This is a genomic window from Parafannyhessea umbonata (genome assembly GCF_012844235.1).
Lineage (GTDB): Bacteria > Actinomycetota > Coriobacteriia > Coriobacteriales > Atopobiaceae > Parafannyhessea.
Genome location: NZ_JABAGR010000003.1, coordinates 51,668 through 66,917, shown reverse-complemented (window position 1 = coordinate 66,917; position 15,250 = coordinate 51,668). Strand labels below are relative to the sequence as shown.

The window sequence follows — 15,250 nt, the reverse complement described above, 5'->3', positions numbered from 1 at the left end:
CGGAATAAGATGCTCCAAAGTAACTTACTCGCGAGTATCTTAACGATCGATCACAGCCGGCCGACGAGCTCCATCACGGAGGCGGCAAGGCCTCCCCCACCCGTCTGGTCTTCCCTCGCGCAGAGGTAGAACGTCGCGTGGGCCTCGGCGTCGCGTATGGGCACGAAGACCCTCCGGACCTGCCCTTCTCCCTCCGCCGCCTCCCCGGCGACATCCGGGCGCATGAGCACCGGCGCGTCTGACGAGAAGCCCAGCATGCGGGTCGTGCGCATGAGCTGGCGCCAGACCTCGCGATCCTCCTGCACGACCATGCGAGCGTGCGGCGTCATGCGCCGGTGGATGTCTCCCCAGAACCCGATGCCGCCAAAGAGCAGGAAGGTCTCGCCGTCGAGGTCCTCGAACGAGACGCTTTCGCGCCGCGCAAGGGGATGTCCCTCTGGCGCCGAGAGATACAGGTTCTCCCTCATGAGGAGGACGCCGCGCATCCCTGGGGCCTTGCGCGTGCAGACGGCGAGGTCGATGAGGGAGTCGAACAGGGCACGCTCCACATCCGCCTCGTCACCCACCATCTGCGAGCTCACGAGCGCGCCGGGCATGCGCTCCACGATAAGCGAGGTGAGGTACCACAACGGCGCGGGGGCGATGGTGCCGACACGCAGCACGCGCTCGCGACGCGACGCGTCGAACGACGCCTGACGCATCCGCCGCTCCGCGGCAAGGAGCTCCTCTGCATGCGGCAGCAGCTCGCGGCCGATCCGGTTGAGCACGAGTGAGTTCTTCCCGCGGTCGAAGAGCGTCACGCCGAGCTCGTCCTCGAGCCGCCGGATGGAACGGCTGAGGGCAGGTTGCGAGACGTGCTGGTCGCGCGCGGCGGCGGTGACCGATCCCGTACGAGCGACGGCGACGAAGTGGCGTACCTGGTCGGTGTTCATGCTTCCCCCTGCTTTCGCCATGCACTTTAGGCATGGCTTTCCATCACAGGTGCATTGTACTTCTCGCCCGCGCAACCGCATGATTGATCGTGGGAAGGAAGCACCAGGCGTGCAGGGAGCGCCCAGAAGAAGAAAGGTTTACGAAAGATGAAGCAGACCGCTGGCAGGAATCAGCTGGGCGCAATCGCCCCGCTCTTTGCGCATCTGAACGACGACGTGCTGTTTGGGGAGGTGTGGGACCAGACTGCCATCGACGCCAAGACGAAGTGCATCGTGACGGTGGTCACGCTCATGGCATCCGGCATCACCGACTCCTCGCTCGAGTACCACCTGCAGAACGCCAAGGCGAACGGCGTGAGCCGAGAAGAAATCGTGGCCGTGGTGACACACGCCACCATGTACTGCGGCTGGCCGAAGGGCTGGGCCGTGTTCCGCATGGTGAAGGAGGTCTGGGGCGAGGGCGAGAAGGACGAGCCGCGCGGGCTTTCGACCATCTTCCCCATGGGCGAGCCTAACGACGCATACGCGCAGTACTTCGTGGGCAAGAGCTGGCTGGCTCCGCTGGGCGATGCGCAGCTGGGAGCCGCAAACGTGACCTTCGAGCCAGGCTGCCGCAACAACTGGCACGTGCACCACAAGGGTGGCCAAGTGCTCATCTGCATCGCGGGTCGCGGCTGGTACCAAGAGTGGGGCAAGCCAGCGCAGGAGCTGCACCCCGGCGACGTGGTGAGCATTCCGCCCGAGGTGAAGCACTGGCACGGCGCCGCGCGCGACTCGTGGTTCCAGCACATCGCGCTGGCGGTGCCGGCCGAGGGCGCAAGCGCGGAGTGGCTGGAACCCGTTTCCGACGACCAGTACGCGCAGCTGGAGTAGCGCCTGGCCTTACGCGTACCGGCGCGCGATGGAAAGCGCCAGGCCCACGTAGTCTGCGCCAAACAGCACGCAGTGCAGCAGCACCGGCACGAGCTGGTGGATGGCGACGCGTTCGCGCCAGCCATCTGCCAGCGGGGACGCCTCGTCGTACGCGGCGAGAAGATCGTGGAGGTACGCGCAGCCAAACAACTGCAACATGGCAAGGTCCGTCTCTGCGTGGCCACCGGACGCCATGGGGTCGATAAGTGCCGCGCCTGTCGCGGCGGCCCGGGTGCCGTCCTGCGCCCAGAGCAGGTTTCCGGCCCAGAGGTCGCCGTGGATGCGTGCGCACGCATGCCCGCCCGCGCGCACGAGCGCCGGTTCCGGCGAGTCGAAGTCTCCGGCCGCCATGCGGTCCGCCACGCGCGTGAGCAGGCGCGCCTCGCCCGCATCCACCAGCCCGTCGTCGCGAACCGCGCGAACGTGCGGCATCACGCGCCACTCCGCGCACGCGGCGCCCCAGCCCCGGGCCCCATCTTGCGCGGAGGCGGGCACCACGGGCGTGAGCGAGCGGCCGATCGCATAGCCGGCGCCGTCCCAGCCGGGCGGCGGGCAGCCGTACCACGCCGCGCCCGCAGCATGCGTGCGCGCCAGGGCCGCGCCGGCCCGTCGTGCCTTCTCGCGCGTGGGTACGCCCTGGAATACGCGCTCCTCCACCAGCCGGTGCGTGCTCGCGCTCACGACGCGCGCGCACGAAAGGCCGCCGTCCTTCTCGGCCGCGCCCAGCCAGCGCAGGCCGGCCGCCTCGCCCGCAAGGTCCGCGCGGGGACTTCGGTCGGTCTTCTCGTACGTCGCAAAAGAGCCTTCCCGCATGGCGCACCCCCCATGTCGTCGCATCGCCAAACCCCACGTGGCAATCATAGTCGCGCCAACGAGTGCCGTGACGGGACGTTTCGAGCGTGCCACGAGCCATTGACACGCCCACGGGCGGGCGCAAGAATTGGCAACCAAGCGCGCGGCACGCGGCCGGGCTGCAGACGAATGGAGGAGTGGCGATGGCGGTATTTCAGACGCTTGAGATCGGGACGGGCAAGGACGCGACGAAGGCCGAGGGCATCATGGTTCCCGAACTGGCGGGGGAAGGTCATGCCTCGCTCATCGTGGTGCGCTGCGCGCGCGGCTTCCTGATGTGCGGCTACCTGAGCCTTGAGAAGGCCGAGCAGCTGGGCGACGTTGCCGTGCGCGTCGCGGGTGCAAGCTTTGCGGACGTCCTGGCGAACAAGATCACCGGCATGACACCCAAGGCCGCAAAGCTCGGTGTGACGCCGGACATGACGGGCGAGCAGGCAGCGGCGGTCCTGAACCGGTAGGTCCCTGCCGCCGCGGTGCGGCGCGGGCGTCCACGCACGGGTTGTGGAGTGTTTGTACTCCGGCACAAACGTAGCCTCTTGTAATGGTGCGACGCGTGGTAACGTGCACGCGTCACATTTCTTGCAGGTATCCTTGGAAACGCACACCCTCCCGGGTGATAACGAACAACACTGCACGCAACCGGGAGGTATACATGCCGCAAAGCCGCACTCAGAAGCTCGTCTTCACCATCATGATGGTCCTCGTTATGGTGTATGGCATGATCTGCTACAACATCTCGCTCGAGGTCGGCGGTCTTTCCAACTTCGTCTTTGTCGCCGGTCTGCCAGAGCTCGCGTTCATGGGGCCGGTCGCGCTCGTTCTTGACCTGTTTGTGGTATCGCCCATCGTCGGCCGCCGCGCGGCCAAGCTCGTTGGCCCCAGCCCCAAGACGCCGTTTGCGATGGTCGCGGCGATCTCTGCGCTCAGCGTGCAGATGATGTGCCCGCTCATGAGCCTGGTCGCCACCCTCGCCATCAAGCGCCCCGCCGCCCCGGACATCGTCTCCACGTGGATCCAGACGGCCATTCTCAACCTGCCGATGGCGCTGCTGTGGCAGTTCTTCGTGGCCGGCCCCGTCGTGCGCGGCGCGTTTGGCGCACTGTTTCGCCCCAGGGCCGTGACCTCCGGCAACGAGGCCAGGTAGCCGCGCGGACGAGAAGATCGCACGCGCCACGGCCGCAACCGCACGACCAGCCGCAACAACGTAGACACCGGGCCCGCGCCAAGCTAGGCGTGGGCCTCGTCGTACAGCGCCCGCACGTCCTTCGGCAGCCCGTCGGGAACCATCGCGTCCAGACGATCCTCGTTGCCGTCGGCCAAGGCGACCTTGTAGTACCAGCACTTGAACTCGAGCATGGCGAGGGTCCTTCTCAGCTGTCCCATCTGCTCGAGCACGGCCTCGCGCCGACGCTCAAACAGCTCCTCGCGATCGGCGTAGGTGGACGGCCCCTCCTCGCACCACTGCATAAAGCGCTTGATTTCCCTGATCTCGAGGCCAGAGCGCTTCAGGCACTCGATCACGCGCAGCGCCTCGAGTTCCTGGTCCCCGAACCTCCTGATGCCGCCCTCGCGCGACATGCTTGGAAACAGTCCCTCCTTGTCGTAGTAACGCAGGGTCGATATGGGCAACCCAAACATCTTCGAAACCTGCCCGATTGTGTACATGCGGCATCTCCCGTGCGTTTTGTCAATTTACCATTGACCTAAAGTTAGGTTTAGGTCTTACGCTTCCCTTGATGTTAGCAAACGAGCACGTCCGAGTCACGGGAGGCAACAAGATGATGCAGACCCAGGAGTTAAGGCTTACACAGGAGTGGGACAAGACGTTCCCGCGCGACGAGCGCGTGGACCACACCAAGGTGACCTTTGCCAACCGCTACGGCATCACGCTCGCGGCAGACCTGTACAAACCAAAAGACGGGCGAGAAAAGCTTGCCGCCATTGCCGTGAGCGGCCCCTTTGGCGCCGTGAAGGAGCAGTCGAGCGGCCTGTACGCCCAGGAGATGGCGGCGCGCGGCTTCCTGACCATCGCGTTCGACCCGTCGTTCACGGGAGAGAGCGCGGGCGAGCCCCGGCGCGTGGCCTCCCCTGACATCAACACCGAGGACTTCTGCGCGGCCGTCGACTACCTCAGCTGCCGCGACGACGTGGACCCGGCACGCATTGGCATCATCGGCATCTGCGGCTTTGGCGGCATGGCGATAAACGCCGCCGCGCTTGACCCGCGCATAAGGGCAACCGCCGCCATGACCATGTACGACATGTCGCGCGTGACCCGCGAGGGCTACTTTGGCGCCGCCGACAGCAAGGAGGCCCGCGACGAGCAGCGACGCACCTGGGCCGCCCAGCGCACGGCCGACTACAAGGCCGGCGAGTACACGCGTGCCGGCGGCGTGGTGGACCCGCTGCCCGACGACGCGCCGCAGTTCGTGCGCGACTACCACGACTACTACAAGACGCCGCGCGGCTACCACGAGCGCTCGGGCAACTCGACCGACGGGTGGAACGTCACGGGCACCATGTCGTTCATGAACCAGCCGCTTTTGGCAATGGCCGGCGAGATAGACACCCCCGTCCTTCTCGTCCACGGGGAGAAAGCCCACTCGCGCTACTTTAGCGAGGGTGCGTTTGCGCAGCTCAAGGGTGACAACAAGGAGCTCATGATCATTCCGGGCGCCAACCACGTGGACCTCTACGACAACCGCAACGCCATTCCCTTCGACAAGCTCGAAGCGTTCTTCGACAACAACCTCCGATAAGAAGTCCCTGCCGAGAGGACCATACATGTACGAAGATGAGGGAGAACTCACGCTCGAGCAAATCGAAGCGTTTCTCGCCGAGATGGACGCCGGCAACGAGGTGGTCGCAGGCTCGAAAATCCATCGGATTATGGTGGCCGCCTCTGAGCGAGCCATGCGCATCACTTCGCGTATGAACGCTGAGTTCAACAGCCTGTCGGACACACGCGCTCAGATGGAGAGGCTGTTTGGAAGGCCGCTTCCCAAAGGGGTTGGGCTCTTCCCGCCCTTCACCACGGACTGTGGTCTCAACACGCGCCTTGGCGAGGGAGTCTTCATCAACTCCGGCTGCCGCTTCCAAGACCAGGGCGGCATCTACATTGGCGACCGCACGCTCGTTGGCCACAACTGTGTCATTGCCACGCTTAACCACAACATGGACCCTTCGCGGCGCGGCAACGTCACCCCCTCCCCGGTGCACATTGGCGCGGATGTCTGGCTTGGAGCGAATGTGACGGTACTGCCTGGGGTGACCATCGGAGACGGAGCCGTGGTGGGGGCAGGAGCCGTCGTCACGAAGGACGTTCCAGCACGGACGCTCGCAGCCGGCGTGCCCGCGCGAAAGGTCAGGACACTGTAGAGCCAACCGGCTCCATGTCAGAGAGGAAACCGCAATGAAGACCCTAAGCAGAAGGTCGTTTTTGTCCCTCGCGGGCACCGGCATCGCCGCCGTCGCCCTAGCGGGCTGCTCCAACAAGTAGTCCGCAGGAAAGTCCTCGTCGCTCGTGTCCGCGGACACAGACGACTCGGCCAGCGACACGGACGTCAAGGCGTTCGTCGAGAAGAACGGCTAGCCATCCATGGAACACACCGCCAAACGCAGGCGCCTCACGAGGCGCACGGTGGACGTCGCGCTGCTCCTGGCAATGGTGACGCTCATGTCGCACCAAGTCGCGGGCGGAGCGCTCCACGAGTGGCTCGGCCTGGGGACGCTTGCGCTCATCGTGGCGCACCTCGTCCTTCTCGCCCTGGGCGTCGCCGTGGCGGGCTTTGGCCTCGCGACGTTCCTGCGCAACGACATCGTGGGGTACATGGCCATGTCGACGCCGTTCGCGAGCTACGACCTCTCGAATCCGCCGGCGCTCGTGCTGGTCGAGAACGCCTCTGTCATCGCGCTGTTTGCCTTCGCGTCGTACCACGTGACGCGTATCAGGTATCAAGTCTCAAACCAAAGGAGAAGAGCGTGTACAACAAGACCGTAACCCTTTCCAACGGTGTCGTCGTTCCGCAGCTTGCGCTGGGAACCTGGTTCATCGACGACGACGAGGCCACCGAGGCCGTGCGCCAGGCCGCAAGTCTGGGATACCGCCACGTGGACACCGCCGAGGCCTATGCAAACGAGCGCGGGGTCGGGGAAGGCGTCCGCACCTGCGGAGTCCACCGCGCGGAGCTGTTCGTGACCACGAAGCTCGCGGCCGAGCACAAGGACTACCAGTCCGCCGCGCAGGCGATCGACGGCTCCCTCGAGGCGCTCGGGCTGGACTACATCGACCTGATGATCATCCATAGCCCGCAGCCCTGGATCGAGGTCAACCAGTCCGAGGACAGGCACTTCGAGGGCAACCTCGAGGCGTGGCGCGCGCTGACCGACGCGTACAAGGCGGGCAAGCTCCGCGCGATCGGCGTGTCGAACTTCCTCAAGGAGGACATCGACAACCTCTGGGACAACGCCGAGGTCAAGCCCATGGTCAACCAGGTGCTGTGCCACATCTCGAACACGCCGCTCGACATCATCGAGTACTGCCAGTCCAAGGGCATCGTGATGGAGGCCTACAGCCCCGTCGCCCACGGCGAGGCGCTCAAGAACCCCGCCATCGCCAAGATGGCCGAGAAGTACGGCGTCACCGTGCCGCAGCTCTGCATCCGCTACGACCTGCAGCTGAACATGATCGCGCTGCCCAAGACCGCGAACCCTGAGCACATGAGGACGAACGCCGACGTCGACTTCCGGATCTCCGCGGAGGACATGGAGGTCCTAAAGCACGTCGAGAAGATCGAGAGCTATGGAGACTCCAGCTACTTCCCCGTGTACGGCGGCAAGCTCAAGGGATACTCCGGCAAGCCCGGCACCGAGGAAATCTAGGCAGATCGTAAATCAGAAAGAGGGACCACATGAAGATCCTGATGCTAGAGAGCAGCGGCACCGTTGCCATGACGAAGGGCAGTGTCTATCCCCAGCAGGCCTACGAACTGGGAAGGTCCCTGCATTAGCGAGTCGCATTACCGCGGCACGCGACAACACGACAAGCGCGCACCAGCAAGGCGGCGTCCCCAACCCGGGGCGCCGCCTTGGCAAAAAACAGTAAAGAACAGTAAAATGTAGCAAAACAGTAAAGAACAGTAAAAATCGCAGGTAGATTGGTGTGATGTGATGAATCGTAACCCTTACACCCTCCTTTTTGGAAAGGCGCCATCGCAGCTCATCTCCCGCGTCGTCCAGCAGGACGAAGTGATTCAGAACTTCACTGCCGAAGAGCCCTCTCAGCAGATCTGTGTGATTACGGGAGTGCGAGGCTCCGGAAAGACCGTTTTTCTCACAAAGGCAGCCGATGATTTCCGCAAGATGAAAGACTGGATCGTAGTGGAGCTGAACCCAAACCGAGACCTGCTGTCTTCGCTTGCCGCAAAACTGGCAAGCGAAGACACCCTGGCCACCATTTTCCAACGCTCGAGAATCAACCTCTCATTTTTTGGAATCGGTCTTGAGGTCGATGGAGTGGCCCCCATTACGGACATCGAGACCGCCCTCTCGAAGATGATCAAGAGTCTGAGCGACCGGGGAAAGCGCATTCTGATCGAAATCGACGAGGTGTCGAACACGCGCACCATGCGCGAGTTCGCGGGAGCGTTCCAGATTCTCGTCCGGCAGAACCTTCCCGTCTTTCTGCTCGCGACCGGTCTGTACGAGAACGTTCGCGAACTCCAGAACACGAAGAACCTGACGTTCCTTTACCGGGCGCCCAAGATCGAGCTTGGTCCGCTCAACCTAGCTGCGATGGCAACAAATTATGGTGAGACCTTTGATATCGATAGGGATGCTTCCCTGGAGATGGCGCAGCTTACCAAGGGGTACTCGTTCGCGTTCCAAGTGCTTGGCTACCTAACTTGGAATGCGGAAGGCGACTACCAAAGCGTTCTGGGCGACTACCGCCAGTATCTCGAGGAGTACGTCTACGAGAAGATGTGGTCCAAGCTTTCCGAGAAAGACAGGCTGGTAGCTCGCGCGATTGCGGAGTCTCCGGACGGCAGGATTCTTGGGATCCGAAAACAGCTCGGCATGTCGACAAACCAGTTCAACCCGTACAGAAAGCGCCTTATCGACAAGGGCATCGCGGATGGCTCCGCCCACGGGCACATGAGCTTCACCCTTCCGCTGTTTGACGAGTTCGCCCGCGAGCAGATTGAGTAGCTCAGCCGCGCCCCGCCTGGCTCGTCCTCCCACGTCGCACGCCGTCGCTACTCGCCCGCGCGCAGACGTTCCTTGTAGCTCTCGCCCCACGCCTGCAGCGCGTCCAGCACGGGCTCGAGCGTCTGCCCCAGCTCGGTGAGCGAGTACTCCACGCGCGGCGGCACCTCGGCGAACACCTCGCGATGCACGAGCCCCTCCGCCTCCATCGTGCGCAGGTTGGACGTGAGCACCTTCTGCGAGATGCTGCCGATGGAGCGCTGCAGCTCCTTGAAGCGCAGCGTGCCCTTGTCCACAAGGTCGCGCAGGATCAGGACCTGCCACTTGTTGCCAATGAGGGAAAGCGTGGTCTCGACCGGACACGCCGGGAGCGACGCCAGGATCTTCTCGTTATCTTTACTTCCCATTGCAGCTCCATACCAGCAGTTCACACGCATTGGTTACCAATTGGTACTTACAGCACATTATCGTGCCTACTTCTGTCTTGCATGCATAGAGACTAGCATGCTTTTTGTAGGCACGCAACGCGCCCAAAGTAACAAAGCACAGGCCCAAAGGGAGGGAACATGCTCAAGCGTCGGGACAAGAACGACATCGGCCGCCTGAAAGACGCCATCGTGGGGGCCAGCGCCATCGTCGTGGGCGCCGGGGCCGGCCTTTCCACCGCTGCCGGATTCACGTATGCCGGCGAGCGTTTCGATCGGTTGTTTGGCGACTTCGCCGAGAAGTACGGCATCCGCGACATGTACTCCGGCGGGTTCTATCCGTTTGCCACCCCGGAGGAGTACTGGGCATGGTGGAGCCGCCACATCTGGCACAACCGCTACGAGCCCGCGCCGAAGGACACGTACGGGAAGCTGCTTGCCCTCTTGCAGGGCAAGGACTTCTTCGTGCTCACCACAAACGTCGACCACCAGTTCCAACTTGCGGGCTTCCCAAAGGAGCGCCTGTTCTACATGCAGGGCGACCTGGGCCTGTGGCAGTGCAGCGAGCCCTGCCACAGCGCCACCTATGACAACTACGACGTCGTAAGGCTCATGGCGCAGGACCAGCGCGACATGCGCGTTCCAAGCGAGCTTGTGCCGCACTGCCCCCGCTGCGGCCGTCCCATGGCCATGAACCTACGCGTGGACCAGACGTTCGTGGAGGACGAGGGCTGGCACGAGGCGGCGGAGCGCTACGCCGCGTATCTGGATGCGCACCAACGCGGAAGGGTGCTCTACCTCGAGCTTGGGGTGGGCATGAACACGCCCGCCATTATCAAGTTCCCGTTCTGGCGACGCACGCTCGAAAATGGCGAGGCAACGTACGCGTGCGTTAACTACGGCGAGCCGTTTGCGCCCGCAGAGATCCGGGACCGCTCCATCGTGCTCGATGCGGACATCGACGTCGTGTTTGACCAGCTACTTGACAGGTAAAGAGGGAACGGGGAGGGCCTCACATGCAGACGGAAAGAAAGACGGAGCTTCTGAAGGAGCTCGTGGCCGGCCTCTGCGCGGAGCGCGGACTTGAGGCGCCGCACACGCGCGATGCGGACGAGCTCTGGACGGCGTTTCGCGCCCTCGTGAACACCAGGCCCGCCTGGCCCGCGGACGCCCGCTGGCTCAACATGCAGGACGAGCTGCTGCAGGGCATGATCGCGGACGCCGGTGTGAGCACCGTGGACGACGCCGAGCCCTTCTCGCCCTGCGGAAACCTCCGCCTGTGGCGCGGGGACATCACGACGCTTGCCGCCGACGCCATCGTGAACGCGGCGAACAGCCAGATGCTGGGCTGCTGGGTGCCCGGCCACCACTGCATCGACAACGCCATCCACACGTTTGCCGGCGTGCAGCTGAGGGCGGAGTGCGCGCGGATCATGGCCGCGCAGGGGCACGAGGAGCCCACGGGCTCGGCCAAGATCACCGGGGCGTACAACCTGCCCGCGCGGCACGTGATCCACACCGTCGGCCCCATCGCGGGCGGGCGACCGACGCGGGAGCACCGCGCGCAGCTCGCCCAGTGCTATCGCAGCTGCCTTGACCTGGCCGCAGAGAACGGTCTGCGCAGCATCGCGTTCTGCTGCATCAGCACGGGCATCTTTGGCTTTCCGCAGGACGAGGCGGCACGCATAGCGGTGAGGACCGTTCGCGAGTGGCTCGGCGCGCATGACGCGGGCATGACGGTGGCGTTCGACGTGTTCTCGCAGGCAGACGAGGACATCTATCGCAAGATCCTGGGGTAGCGCCGGCTCTTCTCGCCCAGCGCGTCAGTGTGGATGTCGTGAATGCGCCACGTTGTATCTTTTATTGATACAATCGATCGAGACAGACCATCCCGCTGCCGGCGGACACCCGCACGGCCACGCGCAAGGAGGCGAGCGTGGACACCAAGTTCTCCGTGGCAATCCATCTACTGATACTGACGTCCGAGTCCGACGAGCCCATGAGCTCGGAGCAGATCGCGAACAGCGTGGGCACAAACGCAAGCTACGTCCGCAAGGTGGCCACGCGGCTCGGCCGTGCCGGCATCATCGAGGGGCGGCGCGGCGTGAGCGGGTTTTCCCTGCTCAAGGCGCCGGAGCGCATCTCGCTGCTCGACGTGTACCGCGCGGTCGAGCAGACGGAGGACGTCCACGTGTTCGACGTCCACCAGAACCCCAGCGACGAGTGCATCGTGGGGCGCAACATCCGCCCCGTGCTGAACGGGATGTTCCGCGAGGCGGAGCGGGTGGTGGAGCGCGAGCTTGCCGGCGCGACGCTCGCGGACTGCATCGAGCGGATGCGCGAGCAGATAGAGAAGGGCCCCGCAGGCGAGAAGAGCGAGGCCAGCGAGGGCAGTGAGGCGGGCGCCGCAAGCGTCCACGATCAGGAAGGCAAAGACCGATGAAGGCCGCGATACTGGACAGATACGACAAGAACGGTGCGGCCCTGGCCGTGCGAGACATCCCCACCCCGGAGCCCGGGGCGCACGAGGTCCTGGTGCGCGTGCACACCGCGGCGGTGAACCCGCTGGACAACATGGTGATCCGCGGCGATGTTCGCCTGATCGTGCCGTACCGCACGCCACTCGTGATGGGAAACGAGTTTTCCGGCACCGTGGTGCGAGCGGGCGCCGCGGCCGGCAGGTTCAAGTCCGGCGACCGCGTGTACGGCCGCATGCCGCTCGCGAAGATCGGCGCGTTCGCGGAGTACGCCGCCGTGGACGAGTCCGCGCTCGCGCACGTGCCCGGCTACCTCTCCATGGAGGAGGCCGCGTGCGTGCCGCTGACCGCGCTCACGGCGCTGCAGGCGCTCGAGCTCATGGAGGCGCGACCGGGCCAGAAGCTGTTCATCTCGGGCGGAACGGGCAGCCTCGGCGCCATGGCGATCCCCATCGCCGCGCGCATGGGCCTCACCGTCGCGACCAACGGCAGCGCTCAAAACGAGCAGCGCGTCCGCAGCCTGGGAGCCAGCGTTTTTCTCGACTACAAGACCCAGCGCTACGTCGACGAGCTGCACGACATGGACTGCGTGCTCGACACCCTGGGCGAGCGCGAGCTGCCGGACGAGTTTGCCGTGCTCAAGCCCGGCGGACACCTGGTGTCGCTACGCGGCGTGCCCAACGGGCGCTTCGCCAGGCGAGAAGGGCTGCCGACGCTCAAGCGGGCGCTGTTTGGCCTTGCGGGTCGCAAGCTCGACAAGATGGCCGCGCGCAAGGGCCAGACGTACGACTTCATCTTTGTGCACGAGGATGGCACGCAGCTCGCGCGCGTCGCGGAGCTCTTCCCCGCCGAGCGACCGCTTGCCGTATCGATCGACGGCACGTACGGCCTCGACCAGGTAAACGACGCCCTCGAGCGCGTGAGGTCCGGTCACTCGCAGGGCAAGACGCTGCTGCGCATCGATGAGGCGTAGTGTCGTACCTTAATACGGGCAATTCGTACGTGGACGTAGGCGGCAGGCGCATTGCATACCGTGAGCTTGCCGCCGGACGGTCCGCAGGCTCATCCTTGTTGGCACGGCGCCTCGTGGCGGCATGGGGGTCGATCGCGTGACGTTCGTCACGTTTCGCCACATGCTCCACGCGGTGGCCAGGCGCAAGGACATGAAGCGCTACATCTTCTTCACGGACGACGCGACTGGGGAATCCGCGGCAAACGCCACGTTCGCGCAGCTCTATTCCAGGGCACCGTCCAACCAGGACGCGCCCGTAACGGCGCCTGCCTTTCTCGCCCAGCTCAAGGCAATCAGGCGTTGGGGAAGGGCGGCGCAAGACGACCTGTCGTTCGTTCGCATCCCCACGCTCATCGCAAACGGCGACGACGACGCGATGGTCCCCACGCCCAACTCGAATGCGATGCACGAGAAGATCGACGGCAGCCGACTGGTGCTCTACCCTCATGCCGGCCACGGGTCGCTCTTCCAGTATCCAAATGAGTTTGCCGACGAGGTCGACGAATTCCTGGGCTAACGCCGGCGTCATAGTAGATCTTTACGATGTCGTAGGCCTGCAAGGCCTCCAGCTTGCCGAAAAGCAGGAGGATCAGGTCCTCTTCGTCTTGGAGCCGAGAGCTCCCTCATGCGAAACCTCCCTAGGCAAAGAAAATGCCGGGGGCTGAATCCCCCGGCATTCGATTACCCCTCGTTTTCAGGTGACTGACTGCCTTTTATCATCGGATGGTTGCCGCGCCAAGGCTCTCACGCGTAGCAAGACGCACGAGAAGCGCCCGACGCCCCTTTTTTCAGTTACCTAGCCTAGGCCTTTACAAGCGTGACCGCGATGGTATTCAAGAACTCGAGCGCACCCGCCTCAACGGCCGCACGGTCACCTTGAGCGTACTCGTTATCGCAGGTAATCCAGTCAACCCACGCCTCGGACGTGCACATCATCTGGTGCATATCCTCGATAATTACACCGCTCGTTTGGCCAATCATGTCTCGCCACCAAGCCAAATCGTGCATATAATCAAGCTGCTCTGCGTCCCAGGATGCGAGCAGACATGCCGGCAGCGCGTCATGGCAGTCGCGCACCATGCCGGGGATGGAAAGGCAGATCCTTCCGCCAGACTTCACATACGGAAGAAGCCTCTCCCCCAGATAGTGCGGATCGCGTCCGAAATAGTTATATGAATCGATGCTCACCACGCCGTCGAAGAACTCCGGCTCGAAAGGCAGGCCTTCTGCGGCGTCGGCCTTGACAGGATGAATCCGCTCGTCCGGCACGCTCATCTCGCGAAAGAACGCGCGATTCTCATCGGGGTCGCTCCACAGGTCGACGGCGTACACGTCGAGCCCGTATTCGCGTGCAAGCATCACGCTTGTTATACCAGTGCCGGAGCCGAGGTCGCACACGCGCGACCCCTTCGCGATATTCACGCCGCGAAGAAGTTCCTCGCAGAGCTTAAGCGGATTGGGGCCCATGATCTTTGATTGGACAAGGTTGACGTCAAAGCTATTCGCTTTTGGGAAGTTGTTCATTGTTACTCCTGTTTGCTGAGCTGATGATGAAAACAGGTGCGGAACGGCGCAAAAGCACAAGGCCTTGATGCGGCCTTTTCAAAAGCAATCTGCGATTAACCGTTCCCTAAAGAACAATGACCAAAAAGACATCCCCTAAGATGTGTTTAAGCGGAGCACGACTGCCCCGTCGTGCGCAGTATACAACCGAGCACAGTCGTACGGCAACTGGTCGCAGGCATCAGGCGCGCGTAACCAACATGGCGCTGAATCTCCGATGGCCGGAACGGTAGGTGACTTCTCACGGTTTCGATAAACGCTGGGGGGAGCTTCTCTTGGTTTCATCGTGAGATAATTGCGCATATCGATTCTCGGAGGTGCAGTCGCATGACTGCACCAGATGCGTTTTCGTTTGAAGAGGGACCGTGCGTCCCCGCCGACCACGCTGGATACGATTTGCTTCCTCGTTGCCGAAGGGAAGGCGGAGATGTTTCCGTCCTATTCTGGCCCACCGGTTGGACGTCGACGCTCTGGATCAGCACGGTCCAGAGCACGAAGGCGGCAAGCAGGGCGACGTCCACCTCTAGACCGTTGTTTCGTTCTGCAATCGATTTACGCTTAGCGCTTCTCTATCGGAAGCCAGACCTGGCTCCTGTAGTCGTCGGCTGTCATGTTTGGGCCGAAGTAGACCTCCACGTCGGACTTCGATGCCCACTCGTAGCCCAAGCTGGGCAGCCACTCGGCGAGGATACGGTGCTGCAGCCTCTGCATCGCGTCGGGCATCGGGCCTGCGCAGTCGAAGACCGCGTACGTCACGGTGGGAACGACGCGCTCTTCCATGCCCTCCGGGCAGGGCGCGCCCGTGGCGGCGCCCACGCTCTCGATGAGATTGCCCGCCTCTCCGGCATCTTGCATGCTTTCTTGACAGGTGAC

General features: G+C 63.6%; 19 protein-coding genes. 13 read left to right on the top strand and 6 right to left on the bottom strand.

Features of this window, described 5'->3' with window-relative positions:
- Positions 1 to 50: 50 nt before the first annotated feature.
- Positions 51 to 932 carry a LysR family transcriptional regulator gene (locus tag HF885_RS03945; protein ID WP_170103659.1) on the bottom strand — a complete coding sequence of 294 codons (882 nt, stop codon included), beginning with the start codon at positions 930 to 932 and terminating at the stop codon, positions 51 to 53.
- A gap of 147 nt (positions 933 to 1,079) precedes the next feature.
- Between HF885_RS03945 and HF885_RS03940 the strand changes: the two genes are divergently transcribed.
- Positions 1,080 to 1,805 (top strand): carboxymuconolactone decarboxylase family protein, encoded by a 726-nt coding sequence (locus tag HF885_RS03940; protein WP_170103658.1) that lies wholly within the window; start codon positions 1,080 to 1,082, stop codon positions 1,803 to 1,805.
- A gap of 9 nt (positions 1,806 to 1,814) precedes the next feature.
- Here HF885_RS03940 and HF885_RS03935 read toward each other — a convergent pair whose 3' ends face one another.
- A complete protein-coding gene (locus tag HF885_RS03935) occupies positions 1,815 to 2,657 on the bottom strand; it encodes a fructosamine kinase family protein (RefSeq protein WP_170103657.1) in 843 nt (280 codons plus the stop codon).
- 182 nt (positions 2,658 to 2,839) lie between these two features.
- Here HF885_RS03935 and HF885_RS03930 point away from each other — a divergent pair, with 182 nt between their 5' ends.
- Together HF885_RS03930 and HF885_RS03925 are read left to right on the top strand one after the other, a co-directional pair.
- Positions 2,840 to 3,154: a DUF1805 domain-containing protein gene (locus tag HF885_RS03930; RefSeq protein WP_170103656.1), complete on the top strand. Its 315-nt coding sequence runs from the start codon at positions 2,840 to 2,842 to the stop codon at positions 3,152 to 3,154.
- 194 nt (positions 3,155 to 3,348) lie between these two features.
- Positions 3,349 to 3,840, top strand: coding sequence for a DUF2798 domain-containing protein (locus tag HF885_RS03925; RefSeq protein ID WP_170103655.1), 492 nt, complete (start codon positions 3,349 to 3,351; stop codon positions 3,838 to 3,840).
- Between the two features lie 83 nt (positions 3,841 to 3,923).
- Here the strand turns inward: HF885_RS03925 and HF885_RS03920 are convergent, their stop codons facing one another.
- On the bottom strand, positions 3,924 to 4,361 hold the full coding sequence (locus HF885_RS03920; protein ID WP_170103654.1) for a MerR family transcriptional regulator: 438 nt from the start codon (positions 4,359 to 4,361) through the stop codon (positions 3,924 to 3,926).
- Positions 4,362 to 4,474: 113 nt separating this feature from the next.
- On the opposite strand from HF885_RS03920, the gene HF885_RS03915 reads away from it, so the two are divergent.
- The 5 genes from HF885_RS03915 to HF885_RS03890 all read left to right on the top strand — a co-directional run bounded on the left by HF885_RS03915 (position 4,475) and on the right by HF885_RS03890 (position 8,903).
- Positions 4,475 to 5,455, top strand: a complete 981-nt coding sequence (locus HF885_RS03915) for an alpha/beta hydrolase (protein ID WP_235927304.1) — start codon at positions 4,475 to 4,477, stop codon at positions 5,453 to 5,455.
- Positions 5,456 to 5,480: 25 nt separating this feature from the next.
- Positions 5,481 to 6,074 carry a DapH/DapD/GlmU-related protein gene (locus tag HF885_RS10635; protein WP_328804324.1) on the top strand — a complete coding sequence of 198 codons (594 nt, stop codon included), beginning with the start codon at positions 5,481 to 5,483 and terminating at the stop codon, positions 6,072 to 6,074.
- Between the two features lie 220 nt (positions 6,075 to 6,294).
- On the top strand, positions 6,295 to 6,696 hold the full coding sequence (locus tag HF885_RS03900) for a hypothetical protein (RefSeq protein ID WP_170103653.1): 402 nt from the start codon (positions 6,295 to 6,297) through the stop codon (positions 6,694 to 6,696).
- On the top strand, positions 6,678 to 7,577 hold the full coding sequence (locus HF885_RS03895) for an aldo/keto reductase (RefSeq protein ID WP_170103652.1): 900 nt from the start codon (positions 6,678 to 6,680) through the stop codon (positions 7,575 to 7,577). Before HF885_RS03900 ends, HF885_RS03895 begins: the two co-directional genes overlap by 19 nt.
- 366 nt (positions 7,578 to 7,943) lie before the next feature.
- Entirely contained in the window at positions 7,944 to 8,903 is a 960-nt protein-coding gene (locus HF885_RS03890) for an ATP-binding protein (protein ID WP_206109780.1), read from the top strand.
- 47 nt (positions 8,904 to 8,950) lie between these two features.
- Here HF885_RS03890 and HF885_RS03885 read toward each other — a convergent pair whose 3' ends face one another.
- Entirely contained in the window at positions 8,951 to 9,307 is a 357-nt protein-coding gene (locus HF885_RS03885; protein ID WP_170103650.1) for a winged helix-turn-helix transcriptional regulator, read from the bottom strand.
- Between the two features lie 159 nt (positions 9,308 to 9,466).
- On the opposite strand from HF885_RS03885, the gene HF885_RS03880 reads away from it, so the two are divergent.
- The 5 genes from HF885_RS03880 to HF885_RS03860 all read left to right on the top strand — a co-directional run bounded on the left by HF885_RS03880 (position 9,467) and on the right by HF885_RS03860 (position 13,331).
- On the top strand, positions 9,467 to 10,318 hold the full coding sequence (locus HF885_RS03880; RefSeq protein WP_170103649.1) for an SIR2 family NAD-dependent protein deacylase: 852 nt from the start codon (positions 9,467 to 9,469) through the stop codon (positions 10,316 to 10,318).
- Between the two features lie 23 nt (positions 10,319 to 10,341).
- Positions 10,342 to 11,124, top strand: a complete 783-nt coding sequence (locus HF885_RS03875; RefSeq protein ID WP_170103648.1) for a protein-ADP-ribose hydrolase — start codon at positions 10,342 to 10,344, stop codon at positions 11,122 to 11,124.
- 137 nt (positions 11,125 to 11,261) lie between these two features.
- Positions 11,262 to 11,768 (top strand): Rrf2 family transcriptional regulator, encoded by a 507-nt coding sequence (locus HF885_RS03870; protein WP_170103647.1) that lies wholly within the window; start codon positions 11,262 to 11,264, stop codon positions 11,766 to 11,768.
- A complete protein-coding gene (locus HF885_RS03865) occupies positions 11,765 to 12,775 on the top strand; it encodes an NADP-dependent oxidoreductase (RefSeq protein WP_170103646.1) in 1,011 nt (336 codons plus the stop codon). The genes HF885_RS03870 and HF885_RS03865 overlap by 4 nt, the downstream gene beginning before the upstream one ends.
- Positions 12,776 to 12,896: 121 nt before the next feature.
- Entirely contained in the window at positions 12,897 to 13,331 is a 435-nt protein-coding gene (locus tag HF885_RS03860; RefSeq protein WP_170103645.1) for an alpha/beta fold hydrolase, read from the top strand.
- A 284-nt stretch (positions 13,332 to 13,615) separates the two neighbouring features.
- On the opposite strand, the gene HF885_RS03855 is transcribed toward HF885_RS03860, so the two are convergent.
- Both HF885_RS03855 and HF885_RS03850 read right to left on the bottom strand, forming a co-directional pair.
- Positions 13,616 to 14,338: an SAM-dependent methyltransferase gene (locus HF885_RS03855; RefSeq protein WP_170103644.1), complete on the bottom strand. Its 723-nt coding sequence runs from the start codon at positions 14,336 to 14,338 to the stop codon at positions 13,616 to 13,618.
- 597 nt (positions 14,339 to 14,935) lie between these two features.
- A complete protein-coding gene (locus tag HF885_RS03850; RefSeq protein WP_170103643.1) occupies positions 14,936 to 15,232 on the bottom strand; it encodes a GyrI-like domain-containing protein in 297 nt (98 codons plus the stop codon).
- Positions 15,233 to 15,250: the final 18 nt, after the last annotated feature.